This window comes from Noviherbaspirillum sp. (assembly GCF_035254865.1).
In the GTDB taxonomy this organism is placed as follows: domain Bacteria; phylum Pseudomonadota; class Gammaproteobacteria; order Burkholderiales; family Burkholderiaceae_D; genus Noviherbaspirillum.
This window is the reverse complement of sequence record NZ_DATFAF010000040.1, coordinates 26,260-45,422: the sequence shown is the minus strand read 5'-3', so window position 1 is coordinate 45,422 and position 19,163 is coordinate 26,260. Positions and strand designations below refer to the sequence as shown.

Annotated in this window: 21 protein-coding genes; 5 read left to right on the top strand and 16 right to left on the bottom strand. The window is 59.9% G+C overall.

Annotated elements, in window-relative coordinates; translation table 11 throughout:
- Positions 1 to 36 precede the first annotated feature (36 nt).
- The 14 genes from VJ651_RS10485 to VJ651_RS10420 all read right to left on the bottom strand — a co-directional run bounded on the left by VJ651_RS10485 (position 37) and on the right by VJ651_RS10420 (position 12,045).
- Positions 37 to 405, bottom strand: coding sequence for a VOC family protein (locus VJ651_RS10485; RefSeq protein ID WP_324107404.1), 369 nt, complete (start codon positions 403 to 405; stop codon positions 37 to 39).
- Positions 406 to 512: 107 nt separating this feature from the next.
- Complete coding sequence (locus VJ651_RS10480) at positions 513 to 1,718, bottom strand: THUMP domain-containing class I SAM-dependent RNA methyltransferase (RefSeq protein WP_324107403.1); 1,206 nt, start codon at positions 1,716 to 1,718, stop codon at positions 513 to 515.
- A gap of 177 nt (positions 1,719 to 1,895) precedes the next feature.
- Positions 1,896 to 2,504, bottom strand: a complete 609-nt coding sequence (locus VJ651_RS10475; RefSeq protein ID WP_324107402.1) for a 2-hydroxychromene-2-carboxylate isomerase — start codon at positions 2,502 to 2,504, stop codon at positions 1,896 to 1,898.
- Between the two features lie 20 nt (positions 2,505 to 2,524).
- Positions 2,525 to 2,950, bottom strand: coding sequence for a CopD family protein (locus VJ651_RS10470; RefSeq protein WP_324107427.1), 426 nt, complete (start codon positions 2,948 to 2,950; stop codon positions 2,525 to 2,527).
- Between the two features lie 26 nt (positions 2,951 to 2,976).
- Positions 2,977 to 4,242, bottom strand: coding sequence for a glutamate-5-semialdehyde dehydrogenase (locus tag VJ651_RS10465; RefSeq protein ID WP_324107401.1), 1,266 nt, complete (start codon positions 4,240 to 4,242; stop codon positions 2,977 to 2,979).
- 44 nt (positions 4,243 to 4,286) lie between these two features.
- Positions 4,287 to 5,303, bottom strand: coding sequence for a DNA polymerase III subunit delta (holA, locus tag VJ651_RS10460; protein ID WP_324107400.1), 1,017 nt, complete (start codon positions 5,301 to 5,303; stop codon positions 4,287 to 4,289).
- Positions 5,304 to 5,315: 12 nt separating this feature from the next.
- On the bottom strand, positions 5,316 to 5,810 hold the full coding sequence (gene lptE / locus VJ651_RS10455; RefSeq protein ID WP_324107399.1) for an LPS assembly lipoprotein LptE: 495 nt from the start codon (positions 5,808 to 5,810) through the stop codon (positions 5,316 to 5,318).
- Between the two features lie 20 nt (positions 5,811 to 5,830).
- Positions 5,831 to 8,479, bottom strand: coding sequence for a leucine--tRNA ligase (leuS, locus tag VJ651_RS10450; RefSeq protein ID WP_324107398.1), 2,649 nt, complete (start codon positions 8,477 to 8,479; stop codon positions 5,831 to 5,833).
- Positions 8,480 to 8,572: 93 nt separating this feature from the next.
- Complete coding sequence (locus VJ651_RS10445; RefSeq protein ID WP_324107397.1) at positions 8,573 to 8,899, bottom strand: barstar family protein; 327 nt, start codon at positions 8,897 to 8,899, stop codon at positions 8,573 to 8,575.
- Positions 8,899 to 9,324, bottom strand: a complete 426-nt coding sequence (locus VJ651_RS10440; protein ID WP_324107396.1) for a biopolymer transporter ExbD — start codon at positions 9,322 to 9,324, stop codon at positions 8,899 to 8,901. The genes VJ651_RS10445 and VJ651_RS10440 overlap by 1 nt, the downstream gene beginning before the upstream one ends.
- Before the next feature lie 11 nt (positions 9,325 to 9,335).
- Entirely contained in the window at positions 9,336 to 10,016 is a 681-nt protein-coding gene (locus VJ651_RS10435; protein WP_324107395.1) for a MotA/TolQ/ExbB proton channel family protein, read from the bottom strand.
- Between the two features lie 16 nt (positions 10,017 to 10,032).
- Entirely contained in the window at positions 10,033 to 10,710 is a 678-nt protein-coding gene (locus VJ651_RS10430; protein WP_324107394.1) for a TonB family protein, read from the bottom strand.
- A 19-nt stretch (positions 10,711 to 10,729) separates the two neighbouring features.
- Entirely contained in the window at positions 10,730 to 11,536 is an 807-nt protein-coding gene (dapB, locus tag VJ651_RS10425) for a 4-hydroxy-tetrahydrodipicolinate reductase (protein WP_324107393.1), read from the bottom strand.
- 17 nt (positions 11,537 to 11,553) lie between these two features.
- A complete protein-coding gene (locus tag VJ651_RS10420) occupies positions 11,554 to 12,045 on the bottom strand; it encodes an outer membrane protein assembly factor BamE (RefSeq protein ID WP_324107392.1) in 492 nt (163 codons plus the stop codon).
- Between the two features lie 181 nt (positions 12,046 to 12,226).
- Between VJ651_RS10420 and fur the strand changes: the two genes are divergently transcribed.
- Both fur and VJ651_RS10410 read left to right on the top strand, forming a co-directional pair.
- A complete protein-coding gene (gene fur / locus VJ651_RS10415; RefSeq protein WP_136419807.1) occupies positions 12,227 to 12,658 on the top strand; it encodes a ferric iron uptake transcriptional regulator in 432 nt (143 codons plus the stop codon).
- Between the two features lie 120 nt (positions 12,659 to 12,778).
- Positions 12,779 to 13,120 carry a PilZ domain-containing protein gene (locus VJ651_RS10410; protein ID WP_324107391.1) on the top strand — a complete coding sequence of 114 codons (342 nt, stop codon included), beginning with the start codon at positions 12,779 to 12,781 and terminating at the stop codon, positions 13,118 to 13,120.
- Positions 13,121 to 13,179: 59 nt separating this feature from the next.
- Here the strand turns inward: VJ651_RS10410 and hrcA are convergent, their stop codons facing one another.
- Both hrcA and VJ651_RS10400 read right to left on the bottom strand, forming a co-directional pair.
- Positions 13,180 to 14,202 carry a heat-inducible transcriptional repressor HrcA gene (hrcA, locus tag VJ651_RS10405; RefSeq protein WP_292935657.1) on the bottom strand — a complete coding sequence of 341 codons (1,023 nt, stop codon included), beginning with the start codon at positions 14,200 to 14,202 and terminating at the stop codon, positions 13,180 to 13,182.
- Positions 14,203 to 14,279: 77 nt separating this feature from the next.
- Positions 14,280 to 14,990 (bottom strand): HAD family hydrolase, encoded by a 711-nt coding sequence (locus VJ651_RS10400; RefSeq protein ID WP_324107390.1) that lies wholly within the window; start codon positions 14,988 to 14,990, stop codon positions 14,280 to 14,282.
- A gap of 72 nt (positions 14,991 to 15,062) precedes the next feature.
- On the opposite strand from VJ651_RS10400, the gene VJ651_RS10395 reads away from it, so the two are divergent.
- From VJ651_RS10395 to hemH, 3 genes are read left to right on the top strand one after another with little or no spacing between them, the layout of a single operon-like run.
- A complete protein-coding gene (locus tag VJ651_RS10395; protein ID WP_324107389.1) occupies positions 15,063 to 15,980 on the top strand; it encodes an NAD kinase in 918 nt (305 codons plus the stop codon).
- A 30-nt stretch (positions 15,981 to 16,010) separates the two neighbouring features.
- Positions 16,011 to 17,660 (top strand): DNA repair protein RecN, encoded by a 1,650-nt coding sequence (gene recN / locus VJ651_RS10390; protein WP_324107388.1) that lies wholly within the window; start codon positions 16,011 to 16,013, stop codon positions 17,658 to 17,660.
- 40 nt (positions 17,661 to 17,700) lie between these two features.
- Positions 17,701 to 18,807, top strand: a complete 1,107-nt coding sequence (gene hemH, locus VJ651_RS10385) for a ferrochelatase (protein WP_324107387.1) — start codon at positions 17,701 to 17,703, stop codon at positions 18,805 to 18,807.
- The last annotated feature ends 356 nt before the right edge of the window (positions 18,808 to 19,163 follow it).

Genomic DNA, 19,163 nt, shown 5'->3' with positions numbered 1-19,163 from the left:
GCATTCTGTCAAAGAGATGCCGCGGCGTCCAGTTGATCAGTGCATCGCGTGCAAGGCGAGCCGGTTGCCCTCGGTGTCGATGAAGTGCGCGATGTAGCCCAGATCCTGCGACAATTCCATCTTCTCCATAACGATCTGGCCGCCCGCCGCTTCGATGCGCGACAGCACGGCGTCGAGGCCGGAAGAAGCATCCATGTAGAGCACCGGGCCGTTCGGATTCGGCGCGAAATGCTCGCCGTGGATGATGCATCCGACGCTGTCGCCATCCCGTCCGCCGAAGATGCCCATCGGGAATTCGCCGAACTGTTCGACCTTCAACTTGCTGTCGAAGATCGTTTCGTAGAATGCGACGGCGCGGGAAAAGTCGGTGGAAGGAATTTCGAACCAATTGATTTTTGTTTGCATGATGTCGCTCTCCATTGCGTGATATGCCACATGGCATGAACGCATCATGTAGGAGGGCTCCTGACAGCATTGTGTCAGGAGGCCCAGTCAGGAAATCAGGGACCTGTTCAGTCTTGCTTCGGCTTCGCTTCTTCGCGCCGGTTGAAACCGGCCACCATGTCGAAGCGGAACAAGCGGCATTCCAGCGCGCCGTTGAAGAACGGTGTCTTGCGCGATTCTTTCAGGCGCAGCATTTTCGGCAGGCTGAGATCGGCCGTGAACAGGAATACCTGCCAGCCGGCAAAGCGCTGCTTCAAGGTGCCGCTGAACTCCCGGTAGAAAGCGGCCGCCATTTCATCCGGCTCCTGCGTGCGGTCGCCGCGCACGCCGATCCGCTCGCCATACGGCGGATTGGTCAGGATGATGCCGGGCGTTTCGCTCGGCGGCTTCACTTCCTGCGCTTCGATCTGCTTGAGCGGCACTTCGAACTGGATGCCGGCATTGCGCAGGTTGTTGCGCGCCATCACGATCATGTCGCCGGATATGTCACTGCCGAAAATGGTCGGCGCGGTCGGCAGCGGATTGGGCTTGAAGTCGCCCTTGATGGCCAGCCATTCGGCACTGTCAAAGCCGAGAAATTTTTCAAACGCAAAGCTGCGGCGCGCACCCGGCGGAATGCCGGCGAGGATTTGCGCCGCTTCAACCACAATGGTGCCGGAACCGCACATCGGATCGAACAATACGGTGCCCGGCTTCCAGCCAGTCACGCGCAGCAAGCCGGCTGCGAGATTTTCACGTAAAGGCGCGTCGCCGGTTTCCTGCCGCCAGCCGCGCTTGAACAAGGCTTCGCCGGAAGTATCGAGATACACCGTGTAGGTGTGCGCGTCGAGAAAACCAACGATGCGCATGTCGGGCGTTTTCGTGTTGACCGACGGACGCTTGGCATACAAATCCCGGAAGCGATCGCATACTGCATCCTTGATCTTCAGCGTCGTGAATTCCAGGCTCTTGAGCGGCGATTTGATCGCAGTGAGGTCGACGCGAATCGTATGATCGACGTCGAACCATTCTTCCCATGCCTGCGCCAGCGTCAGATCGTAAATGTCGTTCTCGTTGGCATAGCTGCCGTTGGCAATGCGCAGCAGCACGCGCGAAGCGATGCGCGAATGCAGGTTGATGCGGTAGCCGTCCGTCAGCGAACCGGAACAATGCACGCCGCCCGGCACCTGGTTATGGACTTTCAGTGTACGGCTTTGCTGCGCGATTTCGCCGATCTCCTCGGCGAGTGCAGCCTCCAGCCCGCGTGGGCAGGGACAGAAAAATGAATATGACATGGGGAACTCTTTATCCGTAGTGAGATGCAAATTCAAAAGCATTGTCCACGGAATACACGGAAGGCACGGAAAACAAACTCATGTCGGCAACCAGCGCGCCGAATCAGATTGAAAATTTCCGTGTTTTCCGTGCATTCCGTGGACAAATGCCTTCGGTAAAAAATCAGTCGGCGCGCGTCAAGCCAGCTTCGCAAACGCCCGCTCGACAAAGTCCAGCCTGTCCTGTCCCCAGAACCCTTCGCCATCGACGACATACCATGGCGAACCAAAGACGTTGGCCGCGATCGCTTCATCCGTGAAACGGTCATACTCGCTCTGCACACTGGTGGTCTCGGACGATTTCAGCAAGGACTTGCCGTCGTGGCCGCATTCCTGCGCGATCGCGGCCAGCGTATCGGGGTCGGCAATGTTTCTTTCTTCCGCCCATACCGCGCGCATCACGGCGCCGGCGACATTGAGCGCGGCGTCGGTCCCATGCGCGAGCCTGGTTGCGATGATCAGTTTGGCCGCAGCGTCAGCCGGAACCGGGAAGAATTTCGGATGCAGATTGAGCGGGATTTGCAGGAACTCGCTCCAGCGCTTCAATTCCACGAGGCGGTAAGCCTGCCTTTGCGCGGGGCGTTTTGCCAGCGGCAGGCCGCCGGACACATTGAATACCTTGCCCAGGTCGCATGGCTTGATGTCGATCTGCACGCCATATTGTTTTGCCAGCGCGACGAATCGCTCGTGTCCGAGATACGCCCACGGCGACTGCGGGGCAAAGAAGTATTCGCACGACTTGGCCATCGCAGCCTCCTGTATCGGGTTTAGAAAGGTTTGACCACGACAAAGATCACGGCGAGCAGCAAGCCGATGGTCGGTGCTTCATTGAACCAGCGAAACCAGACGTGGCTGCGCTTGTTGGCGCCGTTTTCAAAGGCTTTCAGAAGCCTGCCGCACCAGTGATGGTAGATCACCAGCAGCACAACGATGGCGAGCTTCGCATGCATCCAGCCGTTACCCGGCCCCATCTTGCCGATGCCGTAATAGAGCCACAGTACCAGACCGAGCGCCAGCGCCGGCACAGCCAGCAAGCCCATGAAGCGATACAGCTTGCGCGCCATCATCAGCAGGCGCGTCGTAGCGGTCGGATCGGTTTCCATCGCCAGGTTCACGAAAATGCGCGGCAGGTAAAACAGCCCCGCGAACCAGGACGCGACGAAGAAGATGTGCAGAGCCTTCACCCAGAGCATCAGCATGCGTTTCCCTTTTTTGTGAATTATTCTCGTGTTTCGCCGTGGCCGAAGACGACGTACTTCAGCGAGGTCAGTCCTTCCAGTCCGACCGGCCCGCGCGCATGCAGTTTGTCGTTCGAGATGCCGATCTCCGCACCGAGGCCGTACTCGAAGCCGTCCGCAAAGCGCGTCGAAGCGTTGACCATCACCGATGCCGAATCGACTTCGCGCAGGAAGCGCATCGCGCGGCTGTAATCCTCGGTCACGATCGCATCGGTATGCTGCGACGAGTAGGTATTGATATGCTCGATCGCCTGGCCGACATCATCCACGATCTTCACCGCTAGAATCGCTGCCAGGTATTCCGTGCGCCAGTCTTCCTCGGTCGCAGTGGAAAGATGCGGATAGCCGGCGAGAATCTTGCGCGCTTCGTCGTCCGCCCGCAGTTCCACGTCCTTGGTGCCGTACAGTTCGGCTAGCTTTGGCAAGACCTGCGGCGCGATGCCGCGCGCCACCAGCAGCGTTTCCATCGTATTGCAGGTGCCGTAGCGGTGGCACTTGGCATTGAAGGAAATCTTCAGCGCTTTCTCGATATCGGCCTTGTCGTCGATGTACACATGGCAGATGCCGTCCAGGTGCTTGATCATCGGAACCTTCGATTCCTTCATCAGGCGTTCGATCAAACCCTTGCCGCCGCGCGGCACGATGACGTCGACATACTGCGGCATGGTGATCATTTCTCCCACCGCGGCACGGTCGGTGGTCTCGACGATCTGCACCGCATCTTCCGGCAATCCCGCACCCGCCAGACCTTCCTTCACCAGCTTCGCCAGCGCCTGGTTGCAGTGGATGGCTTCCGAGCCGCCACGCAGGATGGTGGAATTGCCGCTCTTGATGCAGAGACCGGCCGCGTCCACCGTCACGTTCGGACGTGCTTCGTAGATGATGCCGATCACGCCCAGCGGCACGCGCATCTGGCCGACCTGGATACCGGTCGGGCGATACTTCATGTTCGAGATTTCGCCGATCGGATCGGGCAGGGCGACGATCTGTTCCAAACCTTCGGCCATCGTTGCGATCGCCTTGTCTGACAGCGTCAGGCGGTCAAGCATGGCTTCGGCCAGGCCGTTGGCGCGGGCGGCATCCAGGTCCTTCTGGTTAGCGGCGCGCAGCGCTGCCGAATCGCGGCGAATTGCAGCCGCGATCAGGGACAGCGCCTGATTCTTGGCGCGGGTATCGGCCTTGGCCATCGCGCGCGACGCCTTGCGGGCACGCTGGCCGACTTCGTTCATGTAATGCTTGATATCCATTTTTGCAAAATCCTGCTTGAAATTTTCTGCATTCTGCGCGGGAATCAACCGCGCGCGACCTTCAACCCAAGCTGCAACAAGGCGTCCCAGGCATCGCCGGCAAACATCCTGGCGCGCAAGCCCTTGACCATCTTATCGATTTGCGCCGCCTCCTGCAGCGCGCCTTCCAGAGTCGACAGCTTCATGCGGCGCAGCGCCGGTTCCATCAGCTTTTCGCGCGGACCCCAGATGCGGTATTCCTTCATCAGCATGCCGATCGCCTTGCCCTGTGCTGCGCCGGCCTTGATCTTCAGCAGCGTGCGGATTTCCTCGGCCATCGCCCACAAGACGAGTGGCAAGGCTTCGCCTTCGCCTTTCAGCCCTTCGATCATGCGCACCAGTCGCGCCGCATCACCGGACAGCATCGCTTCGTTCAGCTTGAATACGTCGTAGCGGGCAACGTTCAGCACCGCATCCTGCACTTGCTCGAAACTCAGCTTGCCCTCGGGATGCAGCAGCGCGAGCTTCTGGATTTCCTGATGCGCGGCAAGCAGGTTGCCTTCGACGCGGTCGGCGATGAAGTCGATGCTCTGCCGATCGGCGCTCTGGCGTTGTGCGGCGAGCCGGGCGCCGATCCAGGACGGCAGCGCGGCGCGCTCTACCAGCGGAATGTCGATGTACGCCGCGGCCTGCTGCAAGGCGGTCACCCATGCGCTCTTTTGCGTCTGCCAGTCGAGCTTGGGAAGGGCAATCAGGGTCACGTTGTCAGGATTGAGCGATCCAACGTATTCCTGCAATGCCTGTCCGCCATCCTTGCCGGGTTTGCCGGTCGGGATGCGCAGTTCAATCAGCTTGCGCTCGCCGAACAGCGACTGCGACTGGTTGGCGGCAAGCAGCGCGCCCCATTTGAAACTGCGCTCGACCACCAGCACTTCGCGTTCGGTGAAGCCTTGTGCGCGTGCCGTCTTGCGTATCCTGTCGGCCGCTTCCAGCGCCAGCAAATGCTCGTCGCTGGTAATCACGTAGAGCGGCGCGAGCGATTTCGCCAGATGCGTTTCAAGGCCGTCGAGCCGCAATTGCATGGATAATCCTCGTCAAACAGGCTTGAGGACGGCCAGCCGGCGCATGATCTGCTGCACCAGGTCGGTCTGCATGTCGCGGTACAGCATTTCCTCTTCCTTCTCCTTGGCGATTGCCTGCGCTTCATTGAAGCTGAGGTCGCGCTTGAGCGTGATTTCCGTCGGCGCAAGCAATTCCGCGCCCTTGGGGTTCGTCACGCGAAAACGCAGCTTGTAGTACAGCGTGTGTTCGCGCGGCCGGCCCTGCGCATTCAACAGGATCGCCATGTCGCGCGTCTCCGACAGCACTTCCACAATGGCCTGCGCCGCTTTCGGATCGCTCACGACGGTCGTTTCGCCGCTGGCGCGGATATTCCGGCGCAGCTCCGCGCCGAGCTGCGATGTTTCCGGAACGCCGATGTAGATCGTCTTGAAGGGCAGGTTGGCCTGGCCGTTCGCACCGCGCAGCTGAAAACCGCATGCGGACAGGGCAAGTGCAGATGTCATGGCAAGGACGGCTCGGCGTTTCATGCAGGCTCCGGTGAAAACTGTTAAGCGACGATATTGACCAGCTTGCCGGGCACCACGATGACCTTCTTCGGCGTGCCTTCGACAAACTTCTTCACGTTCTCGTTGGCCAGCGCGGCCGCTTCGATCGCAGCCTTGTCGGCATCCTTCGGCACCTTCACGCTGCCGCGCAGCTTGCCGTTGACCTGCACCACCAGCTCGATTTCAGCCTGCTCCAAGGCAGCCGGATCGACTTGCGGCCACGGTGCATCGAGGAGATCGCCAAACGCCGTCGCGAAGCCGAGTTCCTGCCACAGCACGTGCGTGATGTGCGGCGCGACCGGGTACAGCACGCGCAGGAAGATCGAGAGTCCTTCCGCGATCACGCCATTGGTCTGCGCCGAGTCTTCCAGCTTGGCGCCTTCCAGCGTGTTCAGCATCTTCATGCAGGCGGACACCACGGTGTTGTACTGCAGGCGGTGGAAGTCATGATCGGCTTGCTGCAGGATCTTGTGGATTTCACGGCGCAACGTCTTGTGCGTCTCGGGCAGGGCGCTGAAGTCGATTTCCGACGACGCCTTCACGCGATCCGACTGTGCATGCGCGTAGGCCCAGACCCGGCGCAGGAAGCGGTTCGCGCCTTCGACGCCGGCGTCGTTCCACTCCAGCGTCTGCTCCGGCGGCGAGGCAAACATGACAAACAGGCGTGCGGTGTCGGCGCCGAACTGATTGATCAGCTCCTGCGGATCGACGCCGTTGTTCTTCGACTTCGACATCGTACCCACGCCCTCGTAACTCACGGCCGAACCGTCGCTCTTGAGCTTGGCGCCGATGATGCGGCCGCCGTCGTCGTACACGTTCTCGACATCCTGCGGCCAGAAGTATTCGATGCCGCCCTGCGGCGTGCGGCGCGAGTAGATGTGGTTCAGCACCATGCCTTGCGTCAGCAGGTTGACGAAGGGCTCGTCGACCTTCACCAGGCCGAGATCGCGCATGACCTTGGTCCAGAAGCGCGCATACAGAAGGTGCAGGATGGCATGCTCGATACCGCCGATGTACTGGTCCATCGGCATCCAGTAATCCGCGCCTTCGGCCACCATCTTGTCGTCGTTCTTCGGATCGCAATAGCGCATGAAGTACCAGGACGAATCGACGAAGGTATCCATGGTGTCGGTCTCGCGACGCGCCGGCTTGCCGCACTGCGGGCAGTCGACATGCAGGAAGTCCTCGCGCTTGTTGAGCGGATTGCCGGTGCCGTCCGGCACGCAATCCTGCGGCAGCACGACCGGCAAATCCTTCTCCGGAACGGGTACCGATCCGCAGCTTTCGCAGTGGATGATCGGAATCGGTGTGCCCCAGTAGCGCTGGCGGCTGATGCCCCAGTCGCGCAGACGCCAAGTGGTCTTCTTCTCGCCGATGCCTTTGGCAATCAAATCGGCTGCGACTTTGTCGACGGCCGCCTTGTAGCTCAGGCCGTCATAGGCGCCGGAGTTCACAGTCACACCGCGCTGCTTTTCGGCATACCATTCCTGCCAGGCGTCGGTGGAGTAGGTCTCGCCTTCGACGGCGATCACCTGTTGGATCGGCAGTGAATATTTCTTCGCGAAGGCAAAGTCGCGCTCGTCGTGTGCAGGTACGCCCATCACGGCGCCGTCGCCGTAGCTCATCAGCACATAGTTGCCGACCCACACCTCGACTTGCTTGCCGGTCAGCGGATGGGTAACGAACAAGCCGGTGGGCAGGCCTTCCTTTTCCTTCAGCGCCAGCTCGGCTTCGGTGGTGCCGCCGCGCTTGCACTCATCGATGAACGCAGCCAGCTTGGTATCGGATGCGGCCGCATGCGTTGCCAGCGGATGTTCCGGCGCCACCGCGCAGAAGGTCACGCCCATGATGGTATCGGCGCGGGTGGTGAACACATACAGCTTGCCGTCCTGGATCAGCTTGCCCTGCGCATCGCGGATCTCATGCGGGAAGGCGAAGCGTACGCCTTCGCTCTTGCCGATCCAGTTTTCCTGCATGATGCGCACGCGCTCCGGCCAGCCGGGCAGCTTGTGCAGCACATGGTCCAGCAATTCCTCGGCGTAATCGGTGATCTTCAGGTAGTAACCGGGGATTTCGCGCTTCTCGACCAGCGCGCCGGTACGCCAGCCGCGGCCGTCGATCACCTGCTCGTTGGCCAGCACCGTCTGGTCGACCGGGTCCCAGTTCACGACCTGGGTCTTGCGGTAGGCGATGCCTTTTTCCAGCATCTTGAGGAACAGCCACTGGTTCCACTTGTAATAGCTCGGATCGCAGGTCGCCACTTCGCGCGACCAGTCGATCGCCAGTCCCATCGCCTGCATCTGCTTCTTCATGTAGGCGATGTTCTCGTAGGTCCATTTCGCAGGCGGCACGCCGTTCTTGAGCGCCGCATTTTCCGCCGGCAGGCCGAACGCATCCCAGCCCATCGGCATCAGCACATTGTGGCCGTTCATGCGCAGATGGCGCGCCAGCATGTCGTTGATGGTGTAGTTGCGCACATGGCCCATGTGCAGCTTGCCCGAGGGGTAGGGCAGCATCGAGCAGGCGTAGAACTTCTTCTTGTCCTTGCCGTTCTTGTCTTTCGCATGTTCGACGGTCTTGTACGCGTCGATCGCGTGCCAATGGTCTTGCGCCGCCTTTTCGACATCGGCGGGGAGATATTTTTCTTGCATGACGAATGGAGCTGGAAGTGGATGTAAACCAGCCATTATACTGGTTCAGCACCGTCCATAGCGCCGCCCGAGGGCGCTAATTTGGCCGAAAAATCAGCGCAGTAGCAGGGCCAGGGCCGGCTTTTCGCCCTGTTCGGCGTAACGCTGGTTGACCTCGGCGACGCAATCCTCCAGCGCGGCGAGAATCGCGGGCGCCGCCTGGCGCAGGCTGTTTGAATGCAGGACGGAGATTTCAAGGACCTCGTCCGGTCCAAGCCGGATACTTGACATGCCGTCATCATCGCGAAGGCCGCTCAGGCAATCGATCCACGCGTCCATGTTTTGCCCGTAGAAATCCGGAAAGCCGAACGCGGTCTTGCATTGCGCGTGAAAGGCGCGCCAGTCCGTGATTTTCCGGCCGTCCAGGTGAACGGAGGGCATTACTGGTTCGCTTCCTTTGTCTCAGTGACAAAACCCATCTTGGTCATTCCGCTGGTTTGCGCCGCCGACATCACCTGCGCGATGATTTCATAGCGCGTGGACTTGTCGGCGCGCAGCTGCAGCTCGGGCTGCGGATTCTTCTGCGCCGCTTCGGCGAACTTCGGACCGAGATCCTTTTGTTCGATCGCGTCGTTGTTCCAGAAGATTTTGCCGTCGGCATTGATCGACAGGGAGATCGTCTCGGGTTTTTCCGGCGCGGCGGCCGATTGCGCGCTCGGCAAATCGAGCTTGATCGCATGCGTGAACAGTGGCGCGGTGATGATGAAAATCACGAGCAGTACCAGCATCACATCCACCATCGGAGTGACGTTGATGTCCGCGATCGGGGTCTGGTGCTTGTCGTCGTTGAATCCGCCGAATGCCATGATTGCCTCTGCTATTGCTTGCCGACGCGGGCGCCGGTGGTCAGGTAGGCATGCAGGTCGTGCGCAAAGCCATCCAGTTCGGCCAGCGTCACGCGGTTGACCCGGGTGAACGCGTTATAGGCCAGCACTGCCGGAATCGCCACCACCAGTCCGAGCGCAGTCATGATCAAGGCTTCGCCGACCGGGCCGGCGACCTTGTCGATTTGCACGGTGCCTGCGGTCGAGACGGCCACCAGCGCATGGTAAATGCCCCAGACGGTGCCGAAGAGGCCCACGAATGGCGCGGTCGAACCGACCGAGGCCAGCAGCGTCAGGCCGCTTTCCAGGCGCGCGGAGACGCGGTTGATTTCCTGGCGCAAGGTACGCGTGATCAATTCGCTGGGATCGACATTGGCATTCAGGGAGCCGGTTTGCGAGCCGACATTGGCGGCCTGCGCGCTCTGCGCCGCAAGCGGTGCATAAACGTTTTCGCTGTCGGCATTCTTCACGATGGAAATCGCGTCATTGAGGGTCGGCGCCTTCCAGAACCCGTCCAGCGCACCGGCGCTTCTGCGAATGCGCCATGAACTCCACGCCTTGGAAAAAATATAGTACCAGCTGACCACGGACATCAAGAGCAGCAAATAGGCGACCGAATGGGTAATCGCGTCGCCTTGTGCCCAGTAATGAGCAAATCCCAGTGTTTGGTTCATGGTGTGCGATGAAGAATTAATTGTTCTGAAGTGTAAACGGAATGGCAACTTGATACCACTCGGAGACTGGTTTGCCGTCAAGCGTCGCCGGCTTGAAGCGCCAGGTCTGCACGGTGCTTCGCGCCGATTCATCGAGTAGCGGATAACCGCTGGACTTCTTGATTTCCACCATACCGGCCGTACCGTCGGCCCTGACAAGGACACGCAGCAAGACAGTCCCTTGCTCGTCGTTCATGCGCGACAGACGCGGATAAGGCGGCACACGATTGCTCGAGGCATAGGCCGCATCGGATGCGGATGTCTTTACGGGTGGGCCGGGGACCGCGGCCGGAGCGGTCACTGGCGCAGAGATGGTTGCGGACGGGCTGGCGGAAGCTGCCTTTGATTCCGTACTGGCCTCGGTCGGCGCCGTGCGCGGAGCTTCACGCGGTTCGGCGATGGCAGCCTTCGTCTGCGGGCGGTGTTTCGGCTTTGCTTGATGCCGGACTTTGGGTTGTGCCGGCGCTTGAGGGGGCGGTGCCGCTTGCACCATCGGTGCGGCCTGCGGTTGCGACGGCATCAGGCGGATTTCGACCGGCTTGGAGGGCGTTGCTTGTTCCTGATCATTAAACAGGCCGACTGCCAGTATCGCGGCCACTGCAACATGCAACAACAGGGTGGCCGCGATGGCAAGGGATTGCGGCGCGAATTTCACGACCGGGACATCTCGGGCATCAGTGCAGACCTAGCACATCCCGCATGTCGAACAGGCCGTTTGTCTTGTCGGCCAGGAAGCGGGCCGCGCGCAGGCTGCCGTGCGCGTAGCTGACACGGCTGGACGATTTGTGCGAAATCTCGATGCGTTCGCCGATGCCGGCGAACAAGACCGTGTGGTCGCCCACGATGTCGCCGCCGCGGATCGTCGCGAATCCGATGGACGAGGGATCGCGCTCGCCAGTGACGCCTTCGCGCGCGTAGACCGCGACATCCTTCAGATTGCGTCCGAGCGCATCGGCGATGACTTCGCCCATCTTGATTGCGGTGCCCGACGGGGCATCGACCTTGTGGCGGTGGTGTGCTTCGATGATCTCAATGTCATAGCCGTGCGAGAAACTCTTGGCCGCCATTTCCAGCAATTTCATGGTCACATTGACGCCGACACTCATGTTGGGCGCGAACACGATGGCGGTCTTCTCGGCAGCAGCAGCGATGGCTGCCTTGCCGGCCTCGTCGAAACCGGTCGTCCCGATGATCATCTTGATGCCGTGCGCGGCGCAATATTCGAGATGCTTCAGCGTTCCTTCCGGGCGGGTGAAATCGATCAGGAACTGGGCATTGGCGAGGCCTTTCGCGAGGTCGGATTCGATCAGCACCCCGGCCGGCTTGCCAAGGAAGGCAGCGGCGTCAGTGCCGATCGCCGGCGAGCCGGCGACATCGAGCGCGCCGGTCAGCGCGGCGTCGTCCGCCCCCTGGATGGTTTCAATCAACATATGGCCCATGCGGCCGGATGCGCCTGCAACGGCGATTTTCATTTGATTCATGACGATGCTCGGTATTGTTACTTGTTCGGTGCCGACCCGGGGGCGGCGCCAGCGATGAATGCAAGATATTCCTGCTCGGTCGGCAGCACGCCGCTGTCAATGCCAACCAGGCGGTTGTCCTTGAAGTAGGCGGTGACGCGGCTGGAAATGACCTCGCCGCTGCCTTTCTTGAGGCGGAATACGTAATCCCAGCGATTGGCGTGGAATATATCGGTCAGCAGCGGGGTGCCAAGGACGAAGCGCACTTGCTCTGGCGTGATCGCTTCCTTGCGCTGCATGCCTTCCTTGAGCTGGTTGACCATTTCGCGCGAAACGAAATTCCCCTGCTGCACATCGATCCGGTATGGAGTGAAGATGCCGAGGAAACGCTGTACGCCGGTGGGTTTGGTGGTCGTGACGCCGCTTGCGCCGGGAACCGGGGTCGCTGCTGGCGCAGATGCTGCGTTTTGTGCGACCGGTTCCGCCGGTTTTGTTGCGCTCGCGGCCGCAGACGGCGCGGGCTCTTCCATCAGGGGGTTCCTGGATGCGCACCCTGTCAGGCAGGCTGCAAGGGCCAGAATCAGCGTACCGGCCAAGGCGGGTGTACGATTGGTGCGGCAGGGTGACATTCGCATAAAGGGATTCAATTCATTGAGCAATTGGGCCAAAACGCTATATGATAAAGCAGATAACCGTAATCCGACCAATAACATGCCTAGCAATCCTTCCGAGTTGAAAGCCAGCGGCCTGAAAGCAACCTTGCCGCGCTTGAAGATCCTCGATATTTTCCAGAACAGCCAGGTGCGCCATCTGAGCGCCGAGGATGTTTACAAAATCCTTCTGACCGAAAACATGGATGTCGGTCTGGCAACGGTCTACCGTGTGCTTACCCAGTTCGAACAGGCCGGCCTGTTGCATCGCAACCATTTCGAAACCGGAAAAGCGGTTTTTGAGCTGAATGAGGGATCGCATCACGACCACCTGGTCTGCCTCGATTGCGGGCGGGTGGAAGAGTTCTACGATGAGGAAATCGAGAAACGTCAGCAAGGCGTGGCAAGAGAGCATGGATTCGATATCGCCGAGCACGCGTTGGCGCTGTACGGCCATTGCACCAAGAAGGATTGCCCGCACCGGCCGCGATAAGACCTTGCGCCGCGCAGATCCCGCGCAAGGCGCGCATGCAACAATACTAATCCCATCTCTGCAATTTTCAATTCCGGGCCGGGCATCCGCATGCTCCCATCGCGGAGCCGGCGCGCAAAGATGTCATCCAATAACGTAATGAAGACGGAAACAAGAAACTTCACGCGCAAGGTGGTTCATGGCCATGCCGCGGTCATCTTGCAGAACGGTGCGGTCTTGCGCGGACGTACGAAGGATTTGTCGCTGGGCGGCGTATCCCTGCAGCTGACTGATCAGCTTGCGCTCGGCGTGAGCTGCAATGTGATCTTCGAAGCGCCGCTGAACGGCAATATGGTCAAGGTGAGTGCGACCGCGAAGGCGATTTACTGCATTCTCAGCGGCACCGACGGCTTTCGCGTCGGCTTGCAGTTCGTCCATCTGGATGCTGCGAACAACAAGACGCTGGCCGAACTCATGCTCTGATCTGGCGCGCCAAAGAAAAGCGCGGCATCGTCGTGCCGCGTTCGCGTACGAGCCCGATCTCAGGAATGGCTGAGGGCGTTCGACAAAAGTTTCGCCGTGATATCCACGATCGGTATCACCCGTTCATAAGCCATGCGTGTCGGGCCAATCACCCCGAGCGTGCCGACGATCTTGCCGTTGACCTCATAGGGCGCAGTCACCACGCTCATTTCATCCACCGGCACCAGTTGCGACTCGCCGCCGATAAAAATCTGCACACCGGTCGCCTTGCTGGAGACGTCGAGCAGTTGCATCAGGCTTGTCTTTTGCTCGAACAGGTCGAACAGTTTGCGCAGCGAACTCATGTTGGAAGCCAGATCGCTGACGCTGAGCAAGTTGCGTTCGCCGGAAATCACGACCTCGTCTTCGTTTTCAGCCATCGCGTCGCTGCCGGCTTCCACCGCCGCCTGCATCAGGCGCGTCATGTCGTCGCGCAACTGGCGCAATTCGCTCTGCAGGCGCACGCGCACGTCATCGAAGCTCAGGCCGGCGTAATGCTGGTTGATATAGTTTGCGGCCTGCACCAGTTGCGACGGCGTGTAGTCGACATCGGTCAGCAGCAGTCGATTCTGCACATCGCCGTTCGGTGCGACGATCACCAGCAGGATGCGTTTTTCGGAAAGCCGCAGAAACTCGATTTGCTGGAATACGGATTCGTGTCGCGGCGTCAGCACCACGCCCGCGAATTGCGACAGCGATGACAAGACTTGCGCGGCATTGGAAATGATTTTTTGCGGCGAATTGGTCTGCAGGCGCGACTGGAGCTTGGACTCGACCGTGGTTTCATCGATCTGTTGCACGGTGAGCAAGGTGTCAACGAATACCCGATAGCCGCGCGGCGTAGGGATTCGGCCAGCCGAAGTGTGCGGACTGGCGACGAAACCCATATCCTCCAGATCCGCCATGATGTTGCGAATGGTCGCCGGGGATAATTCCAGTCCGGAGATCTTGGACAGGGCGCGCGAGCCGACTGGCTGACCGTCGGCGATGTATCGTTCGACCAATGCCTTGAGCAAGGTCTGTGCGCGAGTATCGAGTTGCATATTGGTATTGTAACGAGCCGCTGTTGCAGCCGCCATAGTGTGTTGCAGGACTGGGTCGTGTTAACGGTTGATTGTTATCAGATTTTTACCATCCGCTCGTTCAGCCATTGATCCAGCTCATACAGACTTGTGCAGGTAGCATCCGGTCGCACATGGTCCGGCAGGACACGTACCGGCTTCAATTCCAGGCGGTTCATCCACACGCCCTGCAAGCCTGCTCTTTGCGCTCCCTCCACGTCCAGCAAAGGGTCGTCGCCGATATAGGCAGCTTCTTCCGGCAACACGCCCAGCGCGTCGCAGGCGGCATGGAAAATGGCCGCGTCGGGTTTCGCGCAGCCAAAGCGATGGGCCGCTACGGAAACCTGGAAGAAATGCGCAATGCCAATGGCCTGCAAATCCGCGACTCCGTTTGACACCGAGCCAAGGGCCACCCGGTTTCGCAGGCTGCCCAGTGTCGGCAAGACATCTTCAAACGGCGTCACCTCGTTGCGCGCTCGCGAAAACACATCCATTGCCTGATCCACCATCGCGGGATCCAGGCCCGCGCCGATAAAGGCTTCCAGCAGCACGGCATGTCGCAGGCGGCGCAGATCCAGCTGGTACACCGGATCGCTTGCCATCAAGGCTTGCCGACGTTCGCGCATGCTTTCGATGGTAACGCTTTGCGCAACCGCCGGCGCATGCACCGTCAGCCAATCATACAGCACGTTCTCGGCGCGCTTGATCACCGGCACGATCGGCCACAGGGTGTCGTCGAGATCGAACAAGACGGCTTTAATAATTGACATATGGGCTCTAAACGATTTCTTTCAACGATGCGATCCTGTAAAGGACGACTAAATTATGGTCTAATCTGCTGCATGTTGCCTTCCAAGCCAGATTCCAATCCAATTTCCTTCAAGACGATTGCCATCATCGGCAAGTACATGGCCGCCGGTATCGAGCACTCCTTGTCGGAGATCGCCGACTTCCTGACCAAGGCCGGGCATACGGTCGTGTTCGAGACCGAGACCGCGCAGAATGTTGCGCTGGATGGGGCCGCCACGATGACGCCGACGGAAATCGGCGAGCGCGCCGACGTGGCCATCGTGGTGGGCGGCGACGGAACCATGCTCGGTATTGCACGTCAACTCGCGCCTTACAAGGTTCCGCTGATCGGCATCAACCAGGGACGTCTGGGTTTCATGACCGACATTTCGCAGGATGGCATGATGCCGGTCCTGGCCGACATGCTTTGCGGGAAACTCGACTCGGAGCAGCGCAGCCTGCTCGAAGGTTCGGTCATCCGCGGCGGCGAAACGATTTTTCATGCACTTGCCTTCAACGATGTTGTCGTGGCGCGCGGCGCGACGACGGGCATGGCGGAACTGAAGGTCGAAGTTGACGGGCATTTCATGTACAACCAGCGCTCGGATGGTCTGATTGTTTCCACGCCGACAGGTTCCACTGCCTATGCCTTGTCGGCCGGCGGCCCTTTGCTGCACCCGAGCCTGTCCGGCATCGTCCTGGTACCGATCGCGCCGCATGCCTTGTCCAATCGTCCGATCGTCGTGCCCGATTCCTGTACCATCGACATCGAAATCATGGGTGGACGCGATATCAGCGTCAATTTCGACATGCAATCGCTTGCCAGCCTGCAGCACCATGATCGCATTATCATCCGGCGCTCGGCGCATACCATTACCTTCCTGCATCCGAAAGGGTGGAGCTATTACGATACGCTGCGCGAAAAGCTGCACTGGCACGAATATCCATCCGTGGCAGGGCAGTTAAAATAGCGGACCCGCCACAAGAATTACATTTCCAACATGCTTCGCACACTCTCCATTCGCGATTTCGTGATCGTCGATTCGATCGAGCTTGAATTTGCGCCTGGCTTTACCGTGTTCACCGGCGAGACCGGCGCGGGAAAATCGATCCTGATCGACGCGCTGGCGCTTGCCCTAGGCGGGCGTGGCGACGCCAGCGTCGTGCGCGAGGGCTCCGCAAAAACGGACATCACCGCGGAATTCAGCACGAACGACGAGGTCGACGCCTGGCTGGCCGAACATGAGTTCAGCAACGACGATGGCGGCGCGCTGCTGCGCCGGGTGATCGACAACGCGGGACGCTCCAAGGCCTTCATCAACGGCATTACTGCCACCGCCGCACAGTTGCGCGAGCTCGGCGAAATGCTGGTCGATATCCATGGTCAGCATGCTCATCAGTCACTGCTGAAAGCCGACGCGCAGCGCGTACTGCTCGACAGCCAGGCCGGCTTGCTGGACGATAGCAAGGCGGTTGCCGCCGCGTACAAGGCGTGGCGTGCCCTCGCCAAACAGCGCGAGGAATTCGAGGCCAACGCCAAGAGCGTGCTGCTGGAGCGCGAACGCCTCGAGTGGCAGGTCGGGGAACTGGAAAAACTGGCAGTGAAACCCGGCGAATGGACCGAAGTCAGCAATGAGCACAGTCGGCTGTCGCATGCCGCCAGCCTGATCGAAGGTGCGCAGGAAGCATTGAACGCGATCTCGGAATCGGACAGCAATCCGATCCTGTCCCATCTTTCCGCACTCACTTTGAAACTCGGCAAGCTGGCCGACATCGATGCCGCATTGAAGCCGGTTATCGAGGCTCTGGAGCCGGCGCGCATCCAGTTGCAGGAAGCGGTCTACGCGCTCAACGATTACCTCGGCCGCGTCGAACTTGATCCGGCTCGTCTGCACGAGGTCGAGGCCCGGCTGGATGCGATCCATTCCACGGCACGCAAATTCCGCGTTGCGCCGGAAGACCTTCCGCAAGAGTATGAAACGCTTTCGGCGCAATTGCGACAACTGGCGGATGCCACCGACATCGACGCCTTGCGCGCGCAGGAAGAGAAATTGAAAGCGGCCTACATGAGTGTGGCGCAGACATTGTCCAAATCCCGCACCAAGGCTGCCAAGGCATTAAGTGAAGCGGTCACGGCCGCCATGCAGGATCTGAGCATGGCCGGCGGACGTTTCGAAGTGGCCCTGAATCCGATCGAGCCCGCCGGTTACGGTCTGGAACAGGTTGAATTCATGGTCGCGGCACATGCTGGCACCTCGCCGAGACCGCTGGCCAAAGTGGCTTCCGGTGGTGAACTGGCGCGCATTTCGCTCGCCATTTCGGTGATTACGTCGAGCGCGACAGCAACGCCGACGCTGATTTTCGACGAGGTCGACAGCGGTATCGGCGGCGGAGTCGCGGAAGTGGTCGGCCGCTTGCTCAAACGTTTGGGCCAGGACCGCCAGGTGCTGTGCGTGACCCATTTGCCGCAAGTCGCCAGCCAGGCCAATCAGCATTTCCAGGTCAGCAAGCGCAGTACCGATGGCAAGACCATGTCGCGCATCGATGCGCTCGATTCCAAGGCGCGCATCGAGGAAATTGCGCGCATGCTGGGCGGCCTGGAAATCACCGCGACCACACGCAAACATGCACGCGAGCTGCTTGCTTCCTAGAAGCGGGCGGCGTCGCGCAAGAACAGGATAGTCGAACACCATGTCCCAGAATCAGGAACCTCCTTACACGCACGGCGCGGTAGCCAAGACCGCCGTGGTGCTGGTCAATCTCGGCACGCCGGATGCGCCGACCGCCTCAGCATTGCGTCGCTACCTCAGGGAGTTCCTGTCCGATCCGCGCGTGGTCGAAATTCCGAAGCTGGCATGGTGGCCGATCCTGAATGGCCTCATCCTGCCGCTGCGTTCCGGCAAGTCAGCTGCCAAATACGCATCGATCTGGACCAAGGAGGGTTCGCCGCTCAAGGTGTATACCGGAAGGCAGGCAAGCCTGTTGCGCGGTTTTCTTGGCGAGCGTGGACATGAGGTGCAAGTTGCCTACGCCATGCGCTACGGTAATCCGTCCGTGTCCGAGGTTCTCGACAAGCTCAAGGCGGACGGGTGCGACCGCATTCTCGTTCTTCCCGCTTACCCACAATACTCCGGCACCACAACGGCATCGATTTTCGACGCAGTGTTCAGCCATTATTCCCGTGTGCGCAACGTCCCGGAATTGCGTCTGATCAAGCATTACCACGACTACGAGGCTTACATTCAGGCATTGAGCAAGTCGATACTTGCACACTGGGACCTGAACGGGCGACCTGACAAGCTCGTGATGAGCTTTCACGGCGTCCCGAAAAGGACGCTGCTGCTGGGCGATCCCTACCATTGCGAGTGCTACAAGACGGCACGCTTGCTGGCGACGCAGTTGCAGCTTTCCGCGGACGAGTATCTGGTCACGTTCCAGTCACGCTTCGGCAAGGCCGAATGGCTGCAGCCTTACACGGCGCCGACGCTGGTCAAACTGGCGAAGGAGGGCGTGCGGCGCGTGGACGTCGTTTGCCCCGGTTTTACGAGCGATTGCCTGGAAACGCTGGAAGAAATCGCGATGGAAGTACGGCGCGATTTTCTGACCGCGGGCGGCAAGGAGTTTCATTACATTCCCTGCCTGAACGATTCTCCGGCGTGGATTGCCGGACTGGCCGAGATCGTCGAGCAGCACATGATCGGCTGGCCCACAATGCTCACGCCGCAGGCGCGCGAAGAACGCAACCGCGAAGCGCAAGTTTCCCGCGAGCAGGCCATGCTCCTGGGCGCGAACAAATAGAAAGATGCCTGTAGAGCGCGTTCCTTGATGCCGATAGCGAGCTGGCAGAGATCGCCGCCCTCTTTAGTGGAAGTAGGGCGGAATCAGGTTCGTCTGGCAAATCCACGCGGTCGCGAGCAGGGTATAAGCGACGACGGACGCCGAAATGAGAGGTAATTTCATGGTGTTTCTCCTTGCAACCAGGGAGGCAGACGGTTGCAACGCCGATAACATCATCCTAGTACGTAGTCCGGCAATTTGAAGCCTGTGAACCGGTAAAGTGTGTAACAAGGCTTTACGCTTTCAGCCGAGCCGAACGAGCGGCTAGAGCGGGTGCAATAAAATCAAGAATTCCCCTTGAAAACCCGCGGAATACC